This window comes from Arthrobacter sp., from assembly GCF_031988865.1.
GTDB lineage: Bacteria > Actinomycetota > Actinomycetes > Actinomycetales > Micrococcaceae > Arthrobacter_B.
On record NZ_DALZXY010000017.1, the window covers coordinates 13,696 to 36,646 of the forward strand.

Annotated in this window: 22 protein-coding genes; 13 read left to right on the forward strand and 9 right to left on the reverse strand. The window is 65.4% G+C overall.

All coding sequences use genetic code 11. From position 1 onward, the window contains the following. Position 1: 1 nt before the first annotated feature. Positions 2-1,348, forward strand: a complete 1,347-nt coding sequence (locus RTN46_RS05110; RefSeq protein ID WP_312179546.1) for a dipeptidase — start codon at positions 2-4, stop codon at positions 1,346-1,348. Positions 1,349-1,371: 23 nt separating this feature from the next. Here the strand turns inward: RTN46_RS05110 and RTN46_RS05115 are convergent, their stop codons facing one another. The 3 genes from RTN46_RS05115 to RTN46_RS05125 all read right to left on the reverse strand — a co-directional run bounded on the left by RTN46_RS05115 (position 1,372) and on the right by RTN46_RS05125 (position 5,447). Further along, a complete protein-coding gene (locus RTN46_RS05115) occupies positions 1,372-2,310 on the reverse strand; it encodes a GTP-binding protein (protein WP_312179548.1) in 939 nt (312 codons plus the stop codon). Next, positions 2,307-3,986 carry an amidohydrolase gene (locus RTN46_RS05120; protein ID WP_312179549.1) on the reverse strand — a complete coding sequence of 560 codons (1,680 nt, stop codon included), beginning with the start codon at positions 3,984-3,986 and terminating at the stop codon, positions 2,307-2,309. The genes RTN46_RS05115 and RTN46_RS05120 overlap by 4 nt, the downstream gene beginning before the upstream one ends. Before the next feature lie 105 nt (positions 3,987-4,091). Then, positions 4,092-5,447, reverse strand: coding sequence for an MFS transporter (locus tag RTN46_RS05125; RefSeq protein ID WP_312179551.1), 1,356 nt, complete (start codon positions 5,445-5,447; stop codon positions 4,092-4,094). A 129-nt stretch (positions 5,448-5,576) separates the two neighbouring features. On the opposite strand from RTN46_RS05125, the gene RTN46_RS05130 reads away from it, so the two are divergent. After that, complete coding sequence (locus RTN46_RS05130) at positions 5,577-6,506, forward strand: LysR family transcriptional regulator (RefSeq protein ID WP_312179553.1); 930 nt, start codon at positions 5,577-5,579, stop codon at positions 6,504-6,506. A 97-nt stretch (positions 6,507-6,603) separates the two neighbouring features. On the opposite strand, the gene RTN46_RS05135 is transcribed toward RTN46_RS05130, so the two are convergent. After that, positions 6,604-8,631, reverse strand: a complete 2,028-nt coding sequence (locus tag RTN46_RS05135; RefSeq protein WP_312179554.1) for a sialidase family protein — start codon at positions 8,629-8,631, stop codon at positions 6,604-6,606. A gap of 381 nt (positions 8,632-9,012) precedes the next feature. Between RTN46_RS05135 and RTN46_RS05140 the strand changes: the two genes are divergently transcribed. From RTN46_RS05140 to RTN46_RS05165, 6 genes are all read left to right on the forward strand, one after another. Beyond that, positions 9,013-10,545 carry a sulfatase-like hydrolase/transferase gene (locus RTN46_RS05140; protein WP_312179555.1) on the forward strand — a complete coding sequence of 511 codons (1,533 nt, stop codon included), beginning with the start codon at positions 9,013-9,015 and terminating at the stop codon, positions 10,543-10,545. 90 nt (positions 10,546-10,635) lie between these two features. Next, a complete protein-coding gene (locus RTN46_RS05145; protein ID WP_312179557.1) occupies positions 10,636-10,782 on the forward strand; it encodes a hypothetical protein in 147 nt (48 codons plus the stop codon). Continuing rightward, positions 10,779-11,939, forward strand: a complete 1,161-nt coding sequence (locus RTN46_RS05150) for a N(5)-(carboxyethyl)ornithine synthase (protein WP_312179558.1) — start codon at positions 10,779-10,781, stop codon at positions 11,937-11,939. The genes RTN46_RS05145 and RTN46_RS05150 overlap by 4 nt, the downstream gene beginning before the upstream one ends. Positions 11,940-12,005: 66 nt before the next feature. Continuing rightward, the gene (locus RTN46_RS05155) at positions 12,006-13,028 is read left to right on the forward strand and encodes an NADPH:quinone reductase (RefSeq protein ID WP_312179559.1); all 1,023 of its coding nucleotides are present in this window, start codon (positions 12,006-12,008) and stop codon (positions 13,026-13,028) included. 108 nt (positions 13,029-13,136) lie between these two features. After that, positions 13,137-14,192: a DNA polymerase IV gene (locus RTN46_RS05160; protein WP_312179588.1), complete on the forward strand. Its 1,056-nt coding sequence runs from the start codon at positions 13,137-13,139 to the stop codon at positions 14,190-14,192. Between the two features lie 231 nt (positions 14,193-14,423). Continuing rightward, positions 14,424-14,786: a cupin domain-containing protein gene (locus RTN46_RS05165; RefSeq protein ID WP_312179561.1), complete on the forward strand. Its 363-nt coding sequence runs from the start codon at positions 14,424-14,426 to the stop codon at positions 14,784-14,786. A 63-nt stretch (positions 14,787-14,849) separates the two neighbouring features. On the opposite strand, the gene RTN46_RS05170 is transcribed toward RTN46_RS05165, so the two are convergent. Next, positions 14,850-16,298: an MATE family efflux transporter gene (locus RTN46_RS05170; protein WP_312179562.1), complete on the reverse strand. Its 1,449-nt coding sequence runs from the start codon at positions 16,296-16,298 to the stop codon at positions 14,850-14,852. A 99-nt stretch (positions 16,299-16,397) separates the two neighbouring features. After that, positions 16,398-16,841, reverse strand: a complete 444-nt coding sequence (locus RTN46_RS05175; protein ID WP_312179563.1) for a MarR family transcriptional regulator — start codon at positions 16,839-16,841, stop codon at positions 16,398-16,400. A gap of 155 nt (positions 16,842-16,996) precedes the next feature. Between RTN46_RS05175 and RTN46_RS05180 the strand changes: the two genes are divergently transcribed. Continuing rightward, positions 16,997-17,653, forward strand: a complete 657-nt coding sequence (locus tag RTN46_RS05180) for a hypothetical protein (protein ID WP_312179564.1) — start codon at positions 16,997-16,999, stop codon at positions 17,651-17,653. 27 nt (positions 17,654-17,680) lie between these two features. On the opposite strand, the gene RTN46_RS05185 is transcribed toward RTN46_RS05180, so the two are convergent. Further along, a complete protein-coding gene (locus RTN46_RS05185; protein ID WP_312179565.1) occupies positions 17,681-18,136 on the reverse strand; it encodes an SRPBCC family protein in 456 nt (151 codons plus the stop codon). Positions 18,137-18,443: 307 nt separating this feature from the next. On the opposite strand from RTN46_RS05185, the gene RTN46_RS05190 reads away from it, so the two are divergent. Further along, positions 18,444-19,232, forward strand: a complete 789-nt coding sequence (locus RTN46_RS05190; RefSeq protein ID WP_312179567.1) for an acetoin reductase — start codon at positions 18,444-18,446, stop codon at positions 19,230-19,232. A gap of 100 nt (positions 19,233-19,332) precedes the next feature. Here RTN46_RS05190 and RTN46_RS05195 read toward each other — a convergent pair whose 3' ends face one another. Together RTN46_RS05195 and RTN46_RS05200 are read right to left on the reverse strand one after the other, a co-directional pair. Next, positions 19,333-20,181 (reverse strand): aldo/keto reductase, encoded by an 849-nt coding sequence (locus RTN46_RS05195; RefSeq protein WP_312179569.1) that lies wholly within the window; start codon positions 20,179-20,181, stop codon positions 19,333-19,335. A 226-nt stretch (positions 20,182-20,407) separates the two neighbouring features. Continuing rightward, complete coding sequence (locus tag RTN46_RS05200) at positions 20,408-21,109, reverse strand: EAL domain-containing protein (protein ID WP_312179570.1); 702 nt, start codon at positions 21,107-21,109, stop codon at positions 20,408-20,410. Positions 21,110-21,305: 196 nt separating this feature from the next. Here RTN46_RS05200 and RTN46_RS05205 point away from each other — a divergent pair, with 196 nt between their 5' ends. From RTN46_RS05205 to RTN46_RS05215, 3 genes are all read left to right on the forward strand, one after another. Next, the gene (locus tag RTN46_RS05205) at positions 21,306-21,782 is read left to right on the forward strand and encodes a hypothetical protein (protein WP_312179572.1); all 477 of its coding nucleotides are present in this window, start codon (positions 21,306-21,308) and stop codon (positions 21,780-21,782) included. Between the two features lie 39 nt (positions 21,783-21,821). Further along, on the forward strand, positions 21,822-22,064 hold the full coding sequence (locus tag RTN46_RS05210) for a hypothetical protein (RefSeq protein ID WP_312179573.1): 243 nt from the start codon (positions 21,822-21,824) through the stop codon (positions 22,062-22,064). Positions 22,065-22,190: 126 nt separating this feature from the next. Continuing rightward, positions 22,191-22,943, forward strand: coding sequence for an NAD(P)H-dependent oxidoreductase (locus tag RTN46_RS05215; RefSeq protein ID WP_312179574.1), 753 nt, complete (start codon positions 22,191-22,193; stop codon positions 22,941-22,943). The last annotated feature ends 8 nt before the right edge of the window (positions 22,944-22,951 follow it).

Genomic DNA, 22,951 nt, shown 5'->3' on the forward strand with positions numbered 1-22,951 from the left:
CATGGATGCACGGGAGCGCGTGGCGAAGCTGATGCCGCAGGCACAGAAGGAACTGGCCGAACTCGTGGCCCTGAGGTCCGTGGCGGATCCGCGCCAGTTCCCCGCCGATGAGTGCCAGCGCGCGGCGGAGTGGGTCCGGGAGAAGTTCGCGGAGGTTGGCTTTTCCGACGCCCATCTGGAGGAGACGTCAGACGGCAGCATGGTGGTCCTCGGATCCCGGCCCTGCGCCGACCCGCAGGCGCCCACCGTCCTGCTTTATGCCCACTACGACGTCCAGCCGCCGCTCGACGACGCCGCCTGGCACACGCCGCCCTTCCAGCTGACCGAGGTGGATGGGCGCTGGTACGGCCGCGGCGCCGCCGACTGCAAGGGCAACATCGTGATGCACCTGGCGGCGCTGCGGGCCCTCGGTGATGACGTGCCCGTCAATCTCAAGCTGGTCGTTGAAGGCTCGGAAGAGCAGGGCACCGGCGGGCTTGAGACCTTCGTCCTTGACCATCCGGATCTCCTGCGGGCCGACACGATCCTCGTCTGCGACACCGGCAACGCCGCCGTGGGGCATCCGGCGGCCACGGTCAGCCTGCGCGGCATGGTCAACGTGGTCGTCACGGTGGAAGCACTCGCGTCGGAGATCCACTCCGGGATGTTCGGCGGACCCGCACCGGACGCCCTGGCCGCCCTGGTGGCCATCCTCGCCAGCCTGCGTGACGGGCAGGGGAACACCACCGTGACCGGCTTGGACGGCAGCCGAAACTGGATGGGCGCGGTCTACGCGCCTGAGCAGTTCCGGTCGGACGCTGGTGTGCTCGACGGCGTCTCGCTGCTCGGCGACGGCAGCGTCTCGGACATGCTGTGGGCCCGCCCGGCTGTGACGATCCTCGGCATCGACGCTCCGCCCGTCGTGGGGTCGGCCGCTGCCATCGTCCCGCGGGCGGCCGCCCGATTGAACCTCCGGATCCCGCCCGGCACCTCGCCCGAAGCCGCGGAGCCGGCCCTTATCGCGCACCTGCAGTCCGCTGCTCCCTGGGGCGTAAAGGTCGCGGTTGAGGTCGAAGCGACCGGCTCACCGTTCGAGGCCGCCACCGATGGTCCGGCCTACCAGGCCATGGCCGCGGCCATGCAGGAGGCCTTTGGCAGGCCGATGACGCGACTGGGGCAGGGCGGGTCCATCCCGTTATGCAACGTGTTCGAGCAGACCAATCCCGGCGCCGAGATCATCCTGATCGGGGTCGAGGAACCGCAGGCCCTCATCCACGCACCCAATGAGAGCGTCGATCCGAGCGAGATCGAGAACATGGCCCTGACCGAGGCGCTCTTCCTCGCACGGTACGGCGCGCCCCGCCGGTGAGGGCGTTGCCCTTCGGCCCATGTTCAGGGCTGCGGTCCGCCAGGCATGGCACCGGCCAACTCTGACCGTGCCTCCTCCAAGGATGCAGTTCGGTGCACTCCAGCGGAGATCAATACCAGCCGGGCGGCGTCGGGCACCGGAGCATCCAACGGCCTCCTCCTGACCTCAACCCGGCCGCCCGCCAGCTGAACCTCATGCCAACCGCCGGCCGAATCCTGGACAATTCCCTTGGCACGGACCAGCCGTTGAGACTGAGCCGACAAAGCCAGTCGAAGTGAATCGACGTCGACCGGGCCTGGCACAGCAACCGTGCAGGTGGAATGGGTCTCGGTATGCGCGTCGGCCACCTCGGGGCTGGTTGCCGCGGATGGAGGTATCTCGGCGGCAAAGAGCCGGGCCGCGGTCTGCTGCGGGTCCAGCGGATCCTGCTGCAGCACCAGGGCCTGCGGGGCTGCAGAGTCGCAAACCCGTAGTGCCTCGGCGATGTCTCCCGGAGTGGCCAGGTCCGTCTTGGTGATTAGGACCAGCTCGGCCGAACGCAACTGGCGGCTCACGGTATCCCCCACGTACTGATCGCGCGCCAATCGCACGATTGCCGTGGCGTCGGCGCAGACGATCACCGGCCCCGCACTGAACCCCGGATAGCTGCGCCAGGCCGCCAGCTCGCCGGGGTCTCCCACCCCGCTGACCTCGCAAATGACGTTGTCGAGGTCCTCGCGGGCTGCCAAGGCCGTCATAGTGCGTGCCACGTCGTCGCTGAGCTGGCAGCAAATACACCCGTTGCTCAGCTCGATCGTGTCGCCGTCCGCCGACAGGATGAGGTCCGCGTCGATGTTAACGCTGCCGAAGTCATTGACCACCACGGCGGTGCGGCCAGGCAGCGCACCGGAAAGCAGCCGATTGACCAGCGTGGACTTTCCGGACCCCAGGTAGCCGCCGATCAGCCCGAGCCGGGGCGTCACGGCCTGCCGGCGAGGGCCGGAGCTGCCACATTGCTGGCGTGGTGGCGTCCGCCCACCATGGTTCCGTACACGTGGATCTCGCCGATCCGGGTGGCGGGCACTTCGAGAGGGTCCTCGGCCAGCACCGCAACGTCGGCGAACTTTCCGGCCTCGAGCGACCCGACCTCGTGGTCCATCTTCAACATGTAGGCCCCGCCCAGGGTGACTGCCTCCAATGCTTCAGCGGCACTGATGCGTTCGTGCTCACCCATGACCCGGCCGGAGACGGTCAACCGGGTGGCCGCATGCTTCATGGTGCGCAACGGGCCCAGCGGCGTCACGGGAGTGTCCGAGTGCAGCGAGATCGGGACCCCGTGCCGCAGCGCCGTGGCCGCCGCGTTCATCCGCGAGGCGCGGTCCGGGCCGACAGTGAGATCCATGTGCTGGTCGCCCCAGGCCCAAATGTGGTTGGCGAAGATGTTGGCGCACGCGCCCAGCGCCGACAGGCGGCGGTACTGGGCCGCAGTGGTCAGCTGCGAGTGGGTGGCCGTGTGGCGGTGGTCCGGCCGCGGGTATTTGGAGAGGATGGTTTCGAGCGTCTCGATGAACAGCTGGGTTGTCTGGTCGCCGTTGCAGTGGACGTGTACCAGGATGCCGGCGCGGTGGAACGTCTCGAATGCCTCATGGAATTCCTCCGGGCTGACGGCCCAGATCCCGTTGGGCTGGTCGCCGTAGTAGCCCGGCTCCAGCAGCCTGGCCGTGAAGCCCTGGATCGCGCCGTCGAGCATAAGCTTCACGTTGCCGAAGCGCAGTTTGTCGTTTGAGCGTTCCCGCAGGGAAACCAACCGCTTGGCGGCATCCTCAAGGGAGAGGGAAACTTTGCCGAAGCCCACGCCGAAGTGGAATACGTTGATGCGGGCGGGGAAGTCCTCGTCGACAGCGGATCGGTACATGTCCACGCCTTCGTCCTCCATGAGGACCTGCGAACCCAGGTCGGTCAGCGTGGTGGTGCCTGTATTCACCCCGTCCTGGGCAAAGGCGCGCAACGCGGCGGGGTTCGTGAACAACGCCCCGTGGCCTTCGGTCAGAGGGGCGACGAGGGCCATCGCCACCACTTCCTGGAGTTCGCCCGTCGGGTTTCCGTTCGCGTCCTTCACGACGCCGATCACGGTGGTCTCCGAATCGATCCCGTAGAGCGCCAGCGCCGCCGAGTTCACCGACACCGAATGCGCGCTGGTATGCATGATGTGAATCGGACGGGTGGCCGAGACCTGGTCCAGGTGTTTCGTGGAGAGCCGTTCCTCCTGGAAGTAAATGGGGTCCAACCCCCATGCCAGCAACGGGGCTTCGGGATCTTGGAGGCTACCTTCGGCTTCCGCCAGGCGCTCGACGATTTCCTCAATGCTTCGGCAGCCGGGCCATAGTTTCCCGTCGGGATCCGTGCGGTCCACCAGCCCCACGTATGTGTCATTCCACATGTTGCCGGTTCCGGCATGGCTGTGGGATTCCACGAAACCAGGAACCAAAACGGCATCCGCGTAGCGCTCATCGAGAACCGCACCCGGATACGCCAGCAATTCGGCCACCGTGCCAACCGCCCGGATCCTTTCCCCGCGCACGGCAATGGCCTCCACGGTCGGCCGAGCCGGGTCCATCGTACGGATCATGCGGGCGGGATAGACAATGGTGGGTTCCATGGAAGAGCAACTGCCTTTCGCTAATGCTTAACTTTGGTGCGGGTGGTGACATGCCGATCGGCCTGCGCTGGAAACCAGCGGCCGGGCCGATCCGGACGAAGGGTTCTACTTCTGGGTGACGAGTTCGGTTTTCTCCGGGCGGTTCTTACCCAGCAACGGGTGGGTCTCCGGGATCCCTCCGAAGCGGACCACCAGGAACACGATGACCGCGTAAACGGCCAGGTACACGCCGGGAGACACCACTGAGCCGGTTGTCTCAACCAGCCAGGTGCCGACCAGCGGTGCGGTTCCGCCCAGCAATGCGTAGCCGACGTTGTAGCTCACCGCAGCGGAGGTGAACCGGGTCTTGGTCTGGAAAATCTCCACGAAAATCGTGGAGCTGCCGGCGCCGAAAACCAGTAGCGGAATGATGTAGACCAGCTGGCCGAGCAGCGCGACCCCAACGTTGCCGCTGGTGATCAGCAGGAACGCGGGAATGACCAGGATCGCCAACCCTGCCGAGCCCGCCAGGAGCATCGGCCGGCGTCCGACCTTGTCGCCGATCAGGCCCGTCAACGGGGCGCCTGTTGCCATCAGCGCCATAACGATGGCGTTGAGTCCCAGCGACTGGGCACGGCTCAGGCCGCCGGCCGTCTGCAGGAAGGAGACGAAGTAACCGGCGAGGAAGTAGAAGGACAATGCCATCAGGCCGCAGACCAGCGCGACCTGGACCATGCGTTTGCCGTTGGTGCGGAAGGCCTCGCGGATCGGGCTGTATTCCTTGGCTTCCGCCGACTTAAGCACTTTCTGGAATTCCGGCGACTCCTCGGTCCGGCTGCGGATCCAGAACCCGAACACGGACAGCGGCAGGGCCAGCAGGAACGGAATGCGCCAGGCCCACTCTTCGTACCCGTCCGGGCCGAACAGCAGGTTCAGCCCAAGGATCAGCCCGCCGGCCAAGACACCGGGCAACGCCGTGGCGCCAATGGTGACGCCCAGCCAGAGTCCGCGGCGCTCCAGCGGTGCATGCTCCAGCACGAAGGCCGGTGCCCCGACGGATTCCCCGCCGGCGGAGAAACCCTGGATGAGCCGGAAGAACACCAGCAGGACCGGCGCGGCGAAACCGATGGCCGAGTAGGAGGGCATAAGGCCAATGCCGACCGTCGCCAGGCCGATGCCCATCAGTGTGATGAACAGGACCGGCCGACGGCCGATGCGGTCGCCGAGCGCACCGAAGAACAGGCCCCCGAGCGGGCGGATCAGGAAGGCCACGCCGAAGGTGGCGAAAGTGGCCAGCATCGCGGTGAACGTCGATCCGGAGGGGAAGAAGTGCGTAGCGAGGATCAGGGCGCTGAGCCCGTACAGGCTGAAATCGTAGAATTCGATGAACTGGCCGACGGCGCCGCCTGCCAGGACCCGCTTCTGCATCGATCCGGACCGTGCGGTCTGCGTTTCGACACGCGGCGAGGGTGATTGACCCACTGAAGCCTCCAAGGAATCTCTGTCTATCGATGTGATGACCACCACAGCTTGCTCCTTTTCAGCAGACTGGGCCAATCAATGTTATTTTTCGCTAGCATTGCCAAAATCAATACAAAGGAGAATCGGACAGTGCTCGATGACGCAACGATCGTCCAACTGGAGTACTTCCGCACCGTGGTCCGGCTGGGCAGTCTAACTCGGGCCGCGGAGTCGCTGAGCGTCACTCAGCCGACGTTGTCGACGGCGATCGCACGTCTGGAGCGGCAGTATCGGATACAGCTGCTCGCGCGTATTCCACGCAAGGGCGTCGAACCGACGCTGGCGGGTCTCCGGCTGCTGACGGTGCTGGAACCACTGTTGGACGCGGTCGGACGCCTGGGGTCTATCGCCCGGGGAACCGACGATCCGCTGGAGGGCGAATTGAGCGTTGGCGTCTACACCCCGCTTGCCCCGTTTTACGCATCCACAATCCTGCTGGAGGCGGCACGGCTTATGCCGGGGGTCAGTCTCACCATCACCGAGGGGAACCTGGACGAACTACCCGAAGCCCTGCGTCGACGACAGCTCGATGTGGCGCTCCTGTATGCCGACGAGCTGACCTCCGAATTCAGCATCACCCAGCTGCGCACCATCGCACCCCACGTCGTCGTCTCGGAGGACCACTGGCTGGTCCGCGAGGGGCGCACCTCGGTGTCCCTGCACGAGCTGGCGGATGAACCCGCAGCGTTCCTCACGCTCTCGCACTCGTTCAAGCGCTACATGAGCTATTTCCGGGCACTGAACATCACGCCAAACATCAAGTACACCTCGACCAGCTACGAGGTGGTCCGCTCCTATGTTGCGTCGGGACTCGGATACGCGCTGCTGCACCACGAACACCTGACCCACCAGACTCACTGCGGCCGGAGCCTGGTCCCGCTGCGGATCGAGGACGACGTTGTGCCCGCCCAGTTGTGTTTGGCGACCCCCATCTGGGACCAGCCCCCGGCACGGACTGCGCGCCTGATCGAGGTGATCGGCCAGGTGGTGGATCAGTTTGCCGCGCGTTCCCCTCTGTAGGGCCGCGTGCGGCCAAGGTGGACTTCGTAAAGCCGGGCAAGAGCGGTCGGGGCCGCGGCGCGGTAGCGCCGCGGCCCCACCCCGGCTGGCGGCGCGGTTACTTCAGCCGGACCACCTCGCCCAGCAGGCGGCCGGTGGAACCGGCGCCTGCAGAGACAGTCCAGCTGGTATCCGGCACAAAGTAGCCGCGGTCAACGTCCGCCGCGGTGACGACATGGCGCGGAGTGGTGCAGGTGTAGCCCGCATTCGCTGCCAGGTTCTGGTAGCGGCAGTTACCGGTTCCGGACGGAACGAGGGGCGCAAAGTTCCCCGCTGTCGGGGTCACGGTGACGGTTGAGGCGCCGGTGTTTTTGACCGCAAACGTGTATGGCACGCTCTCACCGGCGGCATAGGGGTTGGTGCTGATATCCCGGGCCGTGTCGGCGCGGTTTCCGCTGATGGTCACCCCGGCAACGGACCCATTTGCGGCCTGGACCCCGGCCTTCAGCGCCACCGGCTGCCCCAGGAACCGGTCACTTCCGGTGGCGGCGCCGGTGATCCCCCACGTGGTGTCGGGCACAAAGTAACCCTGCGCTTCTTCGTCGGCGGTCACGGTGTGCACCGGGGTGGTGCAGGAGTAGGACGCTCCGGCGGCCAGCGAGAGGTAGCGGCAGTTGCCTGCGCCAGGGGCGGTGAGCGGAGAGAAATTTCCGGCCGAGGGAGCGACGGCGACCGTACCGGTGTTCTTGTTAGTCACCGTAAAGCTGTAGGAAACCCCTTCACCAGCTACGTAGGGGCTGGCGGCCAGGTCGCGTGAGGTGTCATTCCGGGTGCCCGAGATCTCTACGCCTGCAATGGTGACTGGGGTGGTAACGGGCGGCGGCGTGCAGCTGTTAAGCCAGCTGGCGCTGAACTTCGCGAACGTGATCCCGTTGGAGTAGCTCGATTCATACAGGACACCGATCTGCCCCTCCTCCAGCCGCGTAACCGTGGAATATGCGGAGAAGCCGGCGCGGATCGTGCGCGGCACGCCCCAGGTGGCGCCGTCGTCGCACGAGACCCGGGCGGAGACGTTCTGCCGGTTGTCGGGATGATTCGCGTTGGTGAAGATCAGCTTCCGGGCGTCCGCACTGCCCGCGGGAGCTTCGGGGAAGAGCCTGGCAATGGCCGCGTTGTTGCCGGGATCGGTGAGGCCGGAGTCCAGCGCCACCGGCCCGTAGGTCGCCCCGCCGTCGGTGGAAATGGCCACCTTCCGGGCGTTGTCTGCTCCGCTGTTCGAGCGTGAGTTCAGCATCACCCGCCCGTCGGAGAGTTCGACGGTCTTGTTTTCGTCCATCCGGGTGCCGACGTTGGCGCCCTTGACCCAGGTGGCTCCGTGATCGTCGGAGTACACACTGTAGGCCTGGATGGTGTTGGTGCCGTCGGCCTGCCGGACGTCGCCGGCGAACTGCTGGATCAGGCGGCCGGCGTGCGGGCCGTACTTCAGCTGGATGCCTTCCCCGGAGGTGGCGAACATTCCGCGGACATCGCCGGCCTGCGGGTTGGTTGAACTGGTACCGGGTTTAACGGTCTTGGTGATCAGCCGCGGCTCGCTCCAGGTGAGTCCGCCGTCGCTGGACTCTGCGACCTGTGCGCTGATGATGTTGCGGTTCGCGTCGTCATTGCCGAAGGCGCTGCTGCCGAATCCCGCGTCCTTGGAGAAGACGGAGAACAGGAACAGCTTGTTGGCCTCGGCGTCGAACACCAGGCTGGGATCGCTGTATCCGGTTCGGCCCTTGCCGTTGTTGGCGGTGTCCGGATTTCCGGCAAGGACGGTGCGCTGGGCATCCCAGGTGGCACCTCCGTCGGTGCTTCGGCGCATCACGATGGAATTGGGGTTGGGCGAATCGGCGGCATTGTTGGGCCGCCCGTCCCAGGCCGCGACAACCACGCCGTTTCCGAGATGGCTAAGGGCCGGAATCCGGTAGGCCGCAAAGGGACTTTCCAGGGTTGCTCCGAGGTTCTGCTCCGTGAAGGTTCCGGGCGGGTCAGCCGGTGCGGCGGCGGCCGGGGAGCCGGCGACAAGAGCTCCGGACATTAGGACGGCGGCTGCCAGCAGTGTGGAGGCGGCACTGGTGAAGCGCCTTCGATGGCGAATGACGGACATTGCGGGTCCTTTCGAGGACCGGGTGAAACCCGGCAGTTTTCCCTCCTGCGGCCTGGGCTCCAGGAGGCTGAGACTGTCCTGTCACCTTCCCCCAAAGGTAGATACGACGTCGGACATCCTATGACCGTATTTAGGCGCGCTTCGGGGAGTCAATGGTTCCTGGAGGTTTTCGATCGTTCGTGGCGGAAATAGTGACACGCCAACCCTTGGCGGGTGGTGAACGGCGGCGTGACGTCCTTAACAACGGATGAACCGCTGTTGAACGGACGGCGTAACCGCATTAGTCTTCTATGGACCCGAGTACGGGTGATTGTCAAGAGTGTGCAGCGAAACGCGGGCACCAAGAACGCGGGGGTTGTCATGTCTGGCCGGATTCTTCACGTGAGCGGACGGGTAGGCGTCCTCGCGGGCTGGATCCTGGTCTACGCCCTGATTTGGGCGGGGACCGCGATGCTCATCGCCGCGGCCGGGATCCGTCACTACTGGGGCAACATCTCAGTGACCCAGATGCACCTGAACCTCGTCACGGTGGAAGCCGACGGCGGGGGCGGGGACCTCGTCTGGAAAGGGATCCTGTGGATCGGCGTCGTGCCCGTGCTCCTCACCGCCGGGCTGGCCCTGTTGCACTACTTCCGGCGCCGCAAGCACCGCCAGCGCGGGGACCTGCGGCATCATCGCACGCGCCGAATCATGCGCCTGGTGTCCACCGGGCTGGTGTCCGCGGTGGTCGTGAGCGGTACAACCGCCTTCGTTACCACCGTGGGTGTGGGTGACTACATCAAGGCGGCGACCTCCAAGTACAACATCGGCGATTACTACGTGGAGCCGGCCGTCACCAGCAACCAGGACAAGCGCAACCTGGTGCTGATCTACCTCGAGTCCGGCGAGGCGACCCTCGCGGATGACCAGCTCTTTGAGAAGGACGCGTTCGCTCCCCTGAAGGACGCCACCCAGGACGCCGACGGCTGGCAGAGCGTTGCCGACTTCCAGCAGTACAAGGGTGGCGGCTGGACCATGGCCGGCATTGCCTCGACGCAGTGCGGAATCCCGTTGAAGGGCAGCGGATCAACCTCCAGCAGCAGCTCCCGCGCCGAGGTGAGCGACGACGTCGACACTTATCTGGGCGGGGCCACCTGCCTGGGCGACGTCCTGGACGAACAGGGCTATACCAACGTTTTCCTGGGCGGCGCCAGCTCCTCCTTCGCCGCGAAGGACACCTTCCTGCGCAGCCACGGCTATGACGAGGTCCTGGGCCTCTCCGATTGGCGCGCCGCCGGCGAACCGGAGGAGAGTTTCCGCAGCGACTGGGGACTGAGCGACGAACGCCTCCTGGCCCACGCCCGGGAGAAGGTAGACGTCCTGCACGCCCAGGCGGAGGACACCGGCCAGCCGTTCAACCTCTCCGTCCTGACGCTGGATACCCACGAGCCGGTGCACGTCTACGACTACTGCAACGTAGATACGGAGAACAAGGTCACCTCCGTGTTTGACTGCTCCCTGGCCCAGGTGGCCGGGTTCGTGGACTATATGGAGGCGCAGGGATACCTCGAGGACACCGCCGTGGTGATCATGGGCGACCACCTCAAGCACATGAGCGCCGGCGACGCGTTCCACGAGCAGCTGGATCACCACCCCAACCGCACCGTCTACAACCGGATTTGGGCTCCTGGCCTGCCGGAAGGCAGCGTTCTGCGCCCGGGCGTGGACCAGCTGAGCATGTACCCCACCCTCCTGGAAGCCGCAGGGTTGACCCTGCAGGATCGTTCTGCCGGGCTGGGCGTGTCCGCCTTCGCCGCGACGGTTCCGGAGGGATCCGCGCAGGCGATGGAACCGTATGCCTATGCCGAGCTGCTGGACTCCGGCTCCGCACTGTTCTACAGCAAGATGTGGGCGGGCGAAAACACCGCCAAGTAAGTGGTGGTTTCTGTACGGTAAAGCCGCTGACGACTGTACCTGTAGGGTTCGGAGTCAGGAACCTCTTCGGTTCCGCCTACAGGAGCTGACATGTCAGACAAGTCCCCGCGCCAATCAGCATCAAAAAAGTCCGGCAAATCCATCAAGGAAAAACGCGCCGACAAGAAGGCCGCAGCTGCTCCATCCACTTCCACCGACAAGGCCACCGGCGCCCAGCCTGCAAGCCGCAAGAAGTGAACGGCCCTTCGAACGGCCTCACCCTGGGTGTTGTGGCCAGCACCCGGAAGCCCGCTGAGCGGCGCCTGCCCATCCACCCGCTGCACTTCGAACGCATCGCTCCCGAGGTGCGGCGGCAGCTGATCCTGGAAGAAGGCTACGGAGAGAAGTTCGGCGTTGCGGACGACGTCCTGAAACCGCTGGTCGGAGCCATGCTCCCGCGGACGCAGCTGCTGGCGGAGGCCGACGTCGTCCTCCTGCCTAAGCCGCAGCCGGCGGACCTCGCCGACCTCCGGGACGGGCAGACCCTCTGGGGCTGGCCGCACTGTGTGCAGGACCGTGCCATCACCCAGCTGGCCATCGACAAGAAGCTCACGCTGATCGCTTTCGAGGCGATGAACCATTGGGCCAGCGACGGCGGTTTCGGCCTGCACGTATTCCACAAGAACAACGAGCTGGCCGGCTACTGCTCCGTCCTGCATTCCCTCGCCCTGACCGGAACGACAGGTGACTACGGCCGGCGGCTGCGCGCCGTCGTCATTGGCTTTGGCGCCACGGCCCGCGGTGCGGTGACCGCCCTGAATGCGCACGGCATCCATGATGTGCAGGTCCTGACAAACCGCGGGGTCGCGGCGGTCGGGTCCCCCATCCATTCGGTGCGGATTGCCCAGTTCGATCATGATCCGCAGGCGCCGTTCCTCAGCGAGGTCATCACCGAACGCGGCCGGGTTCCGCTGGCCCCGTTCCTGGCTGAAGCGGACATCGTGGTCAATTGCACCCTGCAGGATCCCAACGCCCCGCTGACCTACCTGCGCACCGCGGACCTGGCGGCGTTCCGCCCCGGCAGCCTGATCGTGGACGTGTCCTGCGACGAGGGCATGGGCTTCGAGTGGGCGAAAACCACCACCTTCGCGGAGCCCATGTTCGAGGTCGGCGAGCACATCAACTACTACGCAGTGGACCACAGCCCGTCCTACCTCTGGAACTCCTCCAGCTGGGAGATCAGCGAGGCGCTGCTGCCGTTCCTGGAGACCGTTCTCAGCGGGCCGGAGGCGTGGGAGCAGAACGAGACCATCCGGAAAGCCATCGAAATCCGCGGCGGCGTGATCCAGAACCAGGATGTGCTGCAGTTCCAGCAGCGGGAGCCCGCTTACCCGCATGTGCCGCTGATTTCCTAGGCGCAGCCTGGTCCGGGGACCGGCCGCGCCGGGAATAGAAAGTGGGCTGAGCGTCTTTTACCGCTCATGAAAGCAATCGTTTACTCGGCCACCGGTCCCTCTTCCGTCCTCTCCCTCGCTGAGCGCGAGGCTGCCGCGCCCGGTCCGGGCGAAGTGCGGGTGCGCGTCGTTGCGTCCGGCGTGAACCCCACCGATTGGAAGGCCCGCGCGGGCAGCAGCTTGGCCTTTTCCGAGGTGGTGCCGAACCAGGACGGCGCCGGGGTGGTCGACGCCGTCGGCGAGGGCGTGACGGATCTCCAACCGGGCGACCGGGTATGGCTCTACCTCGCGGCCCACGGGCGCCCGACGGGAACCGCCCAGGAATTCACCGTGGTCCCCGCGGACCGGGCGGTGCGGCTTCCCGACGGCGTCAGCTTCGATGTGGCGGCGAGCCTCGGTGTGCCGGCCATGACGGCACACCGCGCCTTGACCGTGCACGAGGAAGGCCCGTCCCGGCTGGCTCCGGGAGCCCTGGAGGGACGGGTTGTCCTGGTCCAGGGCGGTGCCGGAGCCGTGGGACACGCCACGATCCAGTTCGCTGCCTGGGCCGGAGCCACCGTCATCGCCACGGTCAGCAGCGATGCAAAGGCCGAACTGGCCCGCGCCGCAGGAGCCCACCACATCGTCCGCTACCCCGACGACGCCGAGGCGGACCGCATCCGCGAGATCGCCCCGGACGGCGTGCACCACATCGTCGAGGTCTCGCCGGCACAGAATGCGGCCCTGGACGTTGAGGTGATCGCTAATCACGGCAGCATCGCCTACTACGCCAACAACAACGGCGAAGAGTTCACCGCCCCGATCGTCGCGAGTTTCATCAAGAACGTCCGCTGGCAGGGCGTGCTGATCTACACGGTGGGGCCGCGGGCCATCCAGGCCGCCGTGGAGGACATCACTGCCGCACTGCACGACGGCGTCTTTGCCGTGGGCGAGGCCGCCGGACTCCCGCTGACCTGGTTCCCGCTGGAGGAGACCGCAGCCGCACACGACGCCGTGGAGAACGGAGTCACCGGGAAAGTCCTGATCCGGGTGAGTGAAGAGAGCGCCTAGGATCCGTCGGCGCCCGGGACCTGGTTCCACGCGCGGCAGAGATGGTGAAGACGCCGTGCATACGGGCCGCATGTAGGGCACACTGGGCGCGTGAACTCTATCCCCTGGGTGCTGCATGTGGACCTCGACCAGTTCATCGCTGCGGTCGAGGTGCTGCGGCACCCGGAGCTGGCGGGCAAGCCGATCATTGTTGGCGGTCGGGGTGATCCCACCGAACGGGCAGTGGTCTCCACCGCGTCCTACGAAGCCCGGGCATTCGGTGTCGGGTCTGGAATGCCGCTGCGGATCGCGGCCCGGAAGGTGCCCGACGCCGTCCTGCTCCCCGTGGATGCCGAGGCCTACCTGGACGCGTCCGAACAGGTGATGACTACCCTGCGCGCCCAGCCCGGCGCCGTCGTGCAGGTCTTGGGCTGGGATGAAGCCTTTGTCGGGATCGTGGCGGCGGACCCGGAGGGGTACGCGCGGCAGATCCAGGCCGCTGTGCTGGAGCGGACGCAGCTGCACTGCAGCGTGGGCGTCGGCGACACCCTGGTCCGAGCCAAGAACGCCACCGATTTCGGCAAGCCGGCCGGGGTCTTCCGGCTCACGAAGGAGAACTGGCTGGAGGTGATGGGCAGTAAGGCCACCAGGGAGCTGTGGGGTGTTGGGGCGAAGATTTCGGGCCGGCTGGCGAAGCTCGGCATCAAAACCGTTGCCGAGCTGGCGGCGGCCGATCCGCAGGGCCTGGTCCCGGAGTTCGGCCCCAAGATGGGTCCCTGGTACGCGCAGCTCGGGCGCGGGGACGGTTCCAGCACCGTCGATGACACCCCGTGGGTCGCCCGCGGACACAGCCGCGAGACCACTTTCCAGACCAATCTCACCGAACCGGGCCAGGTGCACGACGCCGTCACGCAGCTGGCCGCGGACGTCCTGAAGGATGTCGCGGCTGAGGGGCGGCCCGTGATCGGGCTGACGCTTAAGGTCCGCTATGCGCCGTTCATCACCAAGACCCACGCCCGGAAGATTCCCGAGACCTTTGACGGGGAGGAGGTCCTGGCCCGCGCCCTGGACCTCGCCGGCGCCATCGAAGCCGGCCGCCCGATCCGGCTGCTTGGCCTGCGGGCCGAAATGGCCATGCCCGACGACGCGCGGAAGGGACACACACCCACGCGCGGCGGGTGGTGATGTCGGCCGCGGCTGGCTTCCCAGGTTTATGGCTGCTTCAGCGGGACCGGTGGGCCCTAGGCAAAGGGTTTGATTGGGTCTATTAATCGAGGTGGTAGCTCAGTGCGCTGGCGGTCTCTGCAGAGGCGGAGTCAGGTGAAAATTCGAGCAATCCGGGAGGTAAAAACCGCCAGAGGGCAGTTGTCGAAGCCTACCCAGAACAACAAGCAGGATCGACCTCAGGAGGTCATGATGCCTAACTTAGTTCGCAAAAGCCTGGATTCTCCCGAAGAGACGCGTCCCTTTGAGGGCGGCAAGGGCCAACTGCAGCTGGTCAATGTGGAAGAAGGCGCAGTAGGCCGCGCCACCTTCCTGCCCGGATGGCGCTGGTCGCTGCACATCAAACCAATCGTCAAAACCGAGAGCTGCCAGGCGGCCCACCTGGGGTATTTCGTTTCCGGACGAATGAAAGTCGTTATGGACGACGGCGAGGAGATGGAATACGGGCCGGGTGACTTCGCCAGCATGGCGCCCGGGCACGACGCCTGGGTTGTGGGAGACGAGCCCTGTGTCGTGATCGACTGGCAGGGATTCGCTGACTACGCCAAGCCCTGACACCACGCCCCGGCAATCCGTGTGCGACGGCCGGAGCGTGGCGGGCAGCCAGAAGATCCTGGGTCAGGCATCCATCTGGCTGAGCACATCATTAGCACGCGTCGGACTGCCTTCGGCGAGGCCGCGGTCAATGGCATTCCGGAACATAAGCCACATCAGGATGCCGAGGAGAAGCACGGCAACTTCGGTGATGGTCAGTGCCCAGATTATGCCGTCGAGTCCGAACCAGAGATTTCCCAGGAGCACTACCGGAATGAACAGGATGCCCTGGGTCATCGACATTACGGTCGCCGGCATGATCCGCCCAGTGGCTTGGAAAAGTGATGTCAGAAGGCCGGCGAAACCATTGGCGATCATCGCAACGAGCTGTGCCGTGAGGATGGTTGCTGCGAGTAGCAGTACGGAGTGATCCGGCATAAAGAAGGAGATGATCTGCTCCCGGAACATAATGGCCGGAATTGCAAAGCTTAGGGCGATAGCGCCTACCACGATTCCGGAGGTCCGCAGGGCGGCCAGAAGCCGGCTCCGGTCGCCCTTGCCGTAGGAGTACGCCAGGAGTGGCAGCACGCCTAATGTGATGCCCATCAGCAGGAATTCGGGCACCTGGGCAATCCGGACGGCCACGCCCATGGCTGCGAGGGGTCCGTCTCCATAGGCTGCTGCAAGATTGTTCAGCACCAAGGACGTAACGATCAGGAAAGAGGCCTGCAGCAGTTCGCTGACCCCGATGCCGAGGACAGGTTTGAGAATCGCCGGGGAAAGCGTGAACCAGCGCGGAGCGAGACTCATGTGCTCGCTGTTCCGGTACAGCCAGGTCGAGAAATAGGCGATAAGTACGAGGTTGGACAGCCCGACTGCCAGTGCAGCGCCGGCGACTCCCCAATGCAGCCCGAAGATGAACAGTACGTCGAAGACAACATTCGCGACGGTGGAGGCGATGAGCCCGGTCATGACCTGACGGGCGGCGCCCTCCGCCCGCACGAGCTGTTCGAGGCAGAAGGCCGCGGAGAGCACCGGCACAAAGATTAGAGTGACGGCAACAAAGTCCCGCGTTGCCGGGGCCGCTGCGGCATCGGCTCCCAGGAGACTCACAAGCGGATCCAGCAGAAGCAGCCCGATGCCGCCGAGGATCGATCCGGCCAACGCGGCGCCCCACAGGGAGAACGACGAAACGTGCTTGATGCCCTGGGCCTTCGCGGGGTCTGACTCCGCCTCGCCGAGCAGCCGTGAAACCAGCGCGCCGCCGCCAGTGCCGAAGACACCACCGACCGCCATGACGAGTGCCAGGAGCGGGGAGCCCAACGTGATGGCGGCCAGAAGCGTCGTGTCATGCAGCGAACCGATAAAGCCGGCGTTGATGACGTTGTAGATCGCGCCGACGATCATGGCCGCGGCCATGGGTACACAGAGATGTACAAGCGCGCGCAGAATCGGAGAAGCGGACAGATACCAGTGATTGGTGCCGACGGCGGCTGCCTTCGGTACCGGAAATTCGGGGTTAGTGGAGCTCATAGCTGCTCCTTTCAGGCAGGTTCGAGCGCCGCGCCGGCGAAGGCTGGCGCGGGCATAGACGTTTCCAGAGGCGGAGCCGGGACTGCGGGCGGGTAGTTGTTACCGGGTCGGTTTCGGCATGTCCGCGGTGACCTTCAGGAGCAAGGCATGAAGGGTGGCCCGTTCGGCCTGATCCAAGGGGGACAAAATGACCTCGTCGGCGTCGCTCATCGCTGCTTCGAATCCAGAGATAAGTTCGGTGCCGGCGGGGGTGGCGTAGACGCGCTTCCTGCGCTCATCACCGTTTTCGCTGCGGCGTTCGACCAGGCCCCGGCGTTCGAGTCCCTGCAGGAGGCTTGAGACGCTAGCCGGGCTGGTCCGGGTCATCTGCGCGATTTCGCGCTGAATCACCCCTGGATTTTTACTCAAATAGCCGAGCACAAAAGCTTGCTCATGGCTGAGCTCGCGCGCCCGGATCCAGTCCTCACCAGCTTTGCGTTGGGCCCATCCGATCCATCGGACCAGGTCAACGGTGCTGCTGAGGGGAATTCCGGCTTCATCCATAGTTAGAAGGCTAATAGTTAGAGCTCTAACTGTCAACGCTGGGGTCGCAGATACCGGTTGATGTCTACACATCCCAGCACTCCACCCCGCTGGGCGCGGCCATCCTGGCACGCACCGACTTCGGGCCGGGACTCCCAGGCAGCCGCTAGGGTGGGATGACTGAATCAGTGGTTGATGACCCGGAAAAGGAGGCTTGCCTGGGCCTCCTCGGGACCGATGGCAAAGGCCCCCTCTACCAGGCGATCTCCATTGTGCGGATCAGCGACGGGACCTACAGTGTCGGGGGAGGAAGTACTGAGGCCTCTCTGCTCAACGACAAAGTCCAGGCAATAGCCAAGCGGGCCCCGCAGGACATGGGCCCGCTGCTGGACGAGCTGTCCACCGCCATGAAGAGCAACGGGCAACCGGCCGCGGCAGGGACCTTCGATCCCTACACCTGGTCCAGCGCCGTCGCGGAACTCCTGACCAGGTGCGCACCCCATGAGACCGGCGGCGAAGCCGTTCCTGTCGCGCCGGCCCTGTCGGCGGAAGGCGGGATCAGCGCTGTATACCCGGGCTATCCCCTGCTGGTGAACGCCGCATCTGTGGACTACCGGGTTGCTGCCTGGTTCGACGGCAGGCTGGTGGACGGCCAGGTTGTTGCGCTAGCGCCGGGGCTCTACGCACCTTATGATCCCAACGTTCCTGATCTGGCTGCCTACTACGTCTCCAACCGGGTCGCCGGAGACGGCGCCATGAAACGCACGGTCTTCCCCGATTCCGGGGCTGCCGCGTCCTGGTCGGGTGTGCGCCCAGGGACTGAGGAACCGTAAGCGACGCGGGCCTGACTCTACTGGGAACTATCCGCCTTCAGAGCTCTTCGCGAGGTACTGATTCCGGCCCTCGATTAGCTTCTTGAGGTAGCGGCCCAGCACCAGTTTTTCGGCCAGGCGTCCCACCGGCCCGAATGGTGCCTGGAACTCAATTCGATCCACCATGGTGGTGCCGTCCGGGTCCTCGCTGAATTCATGGACATGCCGGAACCGCCGAAACGGGCCGCTGACCTGCTCATCGACAAAATAGTTCGGTGATTCCATCTCGGTAATCCTGCTCGTCATTCGAAGCGGAATACCGAAATGCCAGGCGCGCCAGGTGACTTCTTCGCCCAGGGAAATGAGACCTGACGTCACGCCAGCAACCGCTTCCTCACGGGACCGGGCCATCGAGCCCTTGTGCGCATCAATGCTCCGGGCACGGTCGAACAGCTCGGCTTTGGGCAGGCTTGTCCGTGTGGTGCACACGAAGGAAACGGTCATTAGCGGAGTATGGCAGTTTAAGTATCCGTCGCCCGGGAAGCACCCCCGCGGCTAGACGGGGAAGTTCCAACGGGATGTTGGCGGGTCCGCGTGCCGAAGCTCAGAGCAGGGCGACCGTCTCAAATTGAGATGCCGCTCATACGCGGAGTAGCGAGAATGAACGTACGATCACACCGCGCCCTGGGACGCCCGGCCCGAGACCAGCTCAACTTTCCCAACAGGCCATCAACGATCTCCACGCCGACTAGGTCCGCGCCATCGTCATCCCCTGACCAGCATTCCACCGGAACCCACAGAGGAGAATCCCATGTCAGAAAATGAAACCCGCGTTGCGCTGATCACCGGAGCAGGGCGCGGCATCGGCCGGGCCATCGCGGAAAGGCTCGCTGAAGATGGCTTGGACATCATCGTCGCCGACATCCCGGGCGCGCAGGCGAACATTGACGACGTCGTCAGTGCCGTGGAAGCCCGCGGGCGCCGCGCCGTCGGCGTCACCGGGGACGTGGCGGATCCCGACGACGTGACCCGAATGGTCGCCGAGGGCACCAACGCGCTGGGGAACCTAAGCGTCCTCATCGCTAACGCCGGCATCGCGCAGGTGGACGAGATCCTCGATGTGAAGCCGGACGCCCTGGACCGGATGCTCGACGTCAACATTAAGGGCGTCTACTACTGTTACCAGGCGGCGGCCCGGCAGTTCATCGCCCAGGGCACCGGCGGCAAGATTATTGCTGCCGCATCGATCGTTGCGTTCCGGCCCTTCCCTGTGCTGGCTTCCTACTCGGCAACCAAGTGGGCGGTGCGCGGTCTGACCCAGGCGGCGGCCATGGAGTTCGCCAAGCACAAGATCACGGTCAACGCCTATGCTCCCGGCGTGGTGGGCACCGCGATGTGGGACCTGATCGATGAGCGGCTCACGGAGCGGGACGGAACTCCGCGGGGCAGCGCCCTGCAGGCTCAGGTGGACAACATCCTGGCCGGCCGGGTGTCGGAGCCGGAGGACGTCGCCAAGCTGGTGTCCTTCCTCTCGGGGCCGGATTCGGACCATATGACCGGCCAGACGGTGCTGATCGACGGCGGGATCAACTTCTCCTGAGAGCCGACCTGCGCCAGGGCAGGCACGGGACGACGGCGGTGCGCTCCCTTTTGGGGGCACGCACCGCCGTCGTTCTGTACCGCCGGGTTCAGGCGGGCACTCAGCCCAGGCGGCGAGCGCTGAGGCCGCGCACCACTTCCGGGTCTGCGTGGTCGAAGAACTGCGACTCGCCGGTATCCATGCCACGGATTTCCGCCATCTCAGCGGGGGTGAGCGCAAAGTCGAACACGTCAAAATTCTGGGCCATGCGGTCCGGGTTGACGGACTTCGGGATGGCGACGACGCCCCGCTGGATGAGCCAGCGGAGCACGACCTGGGCCACGGACTTGCCGTGCGCCTTGCCGATCTCCGACAGTACCGGGTCGGTGAACAGGTTGTTCCTGCCCTCCGCGAAGGGACCCCACGACTCGATCTGGACCCCCTCCTTCTTCAGAAGCTCCTGATAGTCAGTGTTCTGCTTGAACGGGTGGGTCTCGATCTGGTTGACCGCGGGCACGATCTCGTTGTTGACGATGAGGTCGACCAGCCGGTCCGCGGCGAAGTTGGAGACACCGATCGCGCGGGCGCGGCCCTCCTTGTTCAGCTGTTCCATGGCCCGCCACTGGCCGTAGTAGTCACCGAACGGCTGGTGGATCAGGTAGAGGTCTACGTAGTCCAGCCCCAGTTTCTGCAGCGATGCCTCGAACGCCTGCTTGGTGTTCTCCTCGGCGGGAGCGTCCTGGATCCACAGCTTGGTGGTGATGAAGAGCTCCTCGCGCGGGATGCCGGAACGCTTGATGGCAGCACCGACGGCTGCCTCGTTGCCGTAGGCCGCGGCGGTGTCGAGCAGCCGGTAGCCCGCGGCCAGGGCGGCCGTGACGGCTTGTTCGGTCTCTTCGCTGCCCACCTGGTATACGCCGAAGCCGAGGACTGGCATCTCGATGCCGTTATTAAGAGTCACTGTTTGCATCCCCCTATCCCACTCCCGCTGGCCCTACACCACAAGTGACCGGCGTTCCCGGCACTGGCAGTACCTCCTTCCCGCCCTCACCGATCTCATCGGCGAACTCGCCGCACCCCGTCGGATGACGCAGGTACGACGCCGGCAGGGCGCGGGTTCCGCTGCCGCCTCCTGACCACCCCGCCGCGCGCTTCGACGCGGCTCCCTCTTTCTGAGCCTGTTAGGAACCCGGACTTCAGGCAGTCAGTTGGCCGGCGCGCACCGGAGGGAGCTCCTCGAAAGCCGGTTTCGCAAACCAATACCCCTGGAACAGGCGGATGCCGGCTGCCTCGAGGACCCGGAATTCTGCTTCGGTCTCGATGCCCTCTGCCAGCAGCGTGATGTCGAGTTCCTTGGCGATGCCGACGATTCCCGCCACGACGGCGCGGCGGGCCGGACTGGTATCGATTCCACGGATGAGCTTCATGTCGATTTTGATCAGGTCCGGTTGGAACTCGGACAGGAGGCCCAGCCCTGCATGGCCGGCACCAAAGTCATCAAGGGCGGTGGTGAAACCGTGCTTGCGGTATTCGGTGATGATGTTCGTGAGATGCGCGGGATCCGCGACTTCCTCGTTCTCGGTGAACTCGAACATGATGGAGGACATCGGGAAGCTGAATTTCCGGGCCGCCTGCAGGGTTGCGCGCAGGCAGGCTGCCGGTTCGTAGACCGCTTTTGGCATGAAGTTAATCGACAGCACCAGGTCCTCCCCAACGGGGAAGAGCCGCGAGGCGAGTTCGATGGCCTTGACCCGGCAGTCCTGGTCGAAGCGGTACCGCTGCTCCGGCGACACCTTTGACAGGACCTCGTAGGCTCCCTCGCCGGCCACGCCCCTGACCAGCGCCTCATAACCCCAGACGCGGCCAGCAACGGCGTCGTAAATCGGCTGGAACGCCATGCTGAAATCGAAATCAAGTTTTGGAGCGGTCGTGCAGCCTTCACATGCCATTTGTGCCTTCATCCGGTGGTTTACGTCACCCGTATAGTACGACGGTTTCCGCGCATCTCCCGTGCCATTTCTCCGGGTCTACCAGGAGCACGGAGACACCCCACGTGCTAGGGTGCGACCACTGTCCAAGCTTTCCGGGGGAACCATGAGAAAAACAACCGCTGTCCCTGTCTTTACTGCCCTAGCCTTGCTGCTCGTCACCGGCTGCAGCGCGGCCAACGCGGAGGCTGAGGCCAAGCCCTCCCCTCCTCCGGCTTCCGCCGAGCCCTCAACCGCAGCCGCGGTCGAAGATACCGAAGAGCAGACCTGCCTCAAGCTCCTCGGGACTGACGGCCAGGGACCCCTCCACCAGGTGATCTCCGTGGTCCGGATCGGCGACGGAACAAGCGGCGTCGAGATGAGCGCGGAGGACGCACGCCCGCTCCACGAGGAAGTCCTTGCCATCGCCAAGGATGCCCCTGCAGACCTTGGCCCGCTGCTGCGAGAGCTCTCCTCCCCCACTGGAAACGTCATCATGCAGGCCGAAAAGCCTGGCAGGGCGTGGACCTTCAACGCCGAGACCTGGACCAGTGCCGCCACGGAACTCGAGGAGCGGTGCGCACCCTACGGGGCTGCCGCCTAACCCCGCTGCTCGGGTCCTCTGGCTGGAAGGGACTCTGCCATGGATGCTAGGAATCACCCGACCGTCCGACGTGGAACCAGTTGGTGGCGGTGCCAGTCGGCTGGCCTGGCCGCCATCCTGGTATTCCTGGGGCTAGCCCTGCTGCGTGATCCGTCTGCCCTGCATATCCTCGGAGCCCTTGGACGCGCCGCCGGTGCCGGACTCTCCATTTATCTGGGTGAAAAGCAGGTGAAGACCCTCCGGCGCGAGTACCGGTACGAGGACGACGAACCGGCTCCTTGACGTTCGCCGACCAGGCCCGCGGCACGCTCACCATGATCGTTCCTGCCGTCGCCGGCAGCAACGGCCCCACCCAGGAGGACTGACATGCCTATTTCCCATCCCCCAACGCCGAGAAGTGCCCTCTGGGTGACTGCCCACCCGCGCGCCGAGTCCCTGAACGGGCTGCTTTTCCGCGAGGGCGTGGAAGCCCTCTCCACCCGCTATGAGGTGGCGACGTCCGACCTCTACGCCCAGGACTTCAATCCCGTCCTGGGCGACGGCGACCTCGGCGACCTGGCCGGCGTTCCCGGCAACCTTGCCCAACAGGCCGGAAAGTCCTACGCCGCCGGCCAGCTGCCGCCCGAGGTACAGGCCGAGCAGGCCAAACTGGCGGCGGCCGAGCTGCTTATCCTGCAGTTCCCGCTGTGGTGGTACGGTCCCCCGGCGATCCTGAAGGGCTGGTTCGACCGCGTGCTCACCGACAGCTTCGCCTACGGCGACCTGGACCCCGAGCTCGGTATCCCGCGGCGCTACGGCGACGGCGGGCTGACCGGGCGCCGGGCGCTCGTCGTCGTCACCACCGGCGAAGACGACCGTACGATCGGCCCGCGCGGCCTCAGCGGGGACCTCGACACCCTGCTCTTCCCGATCACCCACGGGGTGCTCTGGTACACGGGCATCGAGACCCTGGATCTGCACGTGGTGTACGACGCCGACACCCTGGACCCAGCCCGGACTGAGCAGGAGATCAAGCGGCTGCGGGAGCGGCTGGACTCACTGGACGCGGAGACTCCGCGCCGCTTCCGCAGCCTGCGCGACGGCGACTACCGCGGCACCCGTGCCCTGCGCGCGGACATCCTGCCCGGCCGGACCGACTTCGGGATTCACCTGGCTGACTAGGCGGTTTC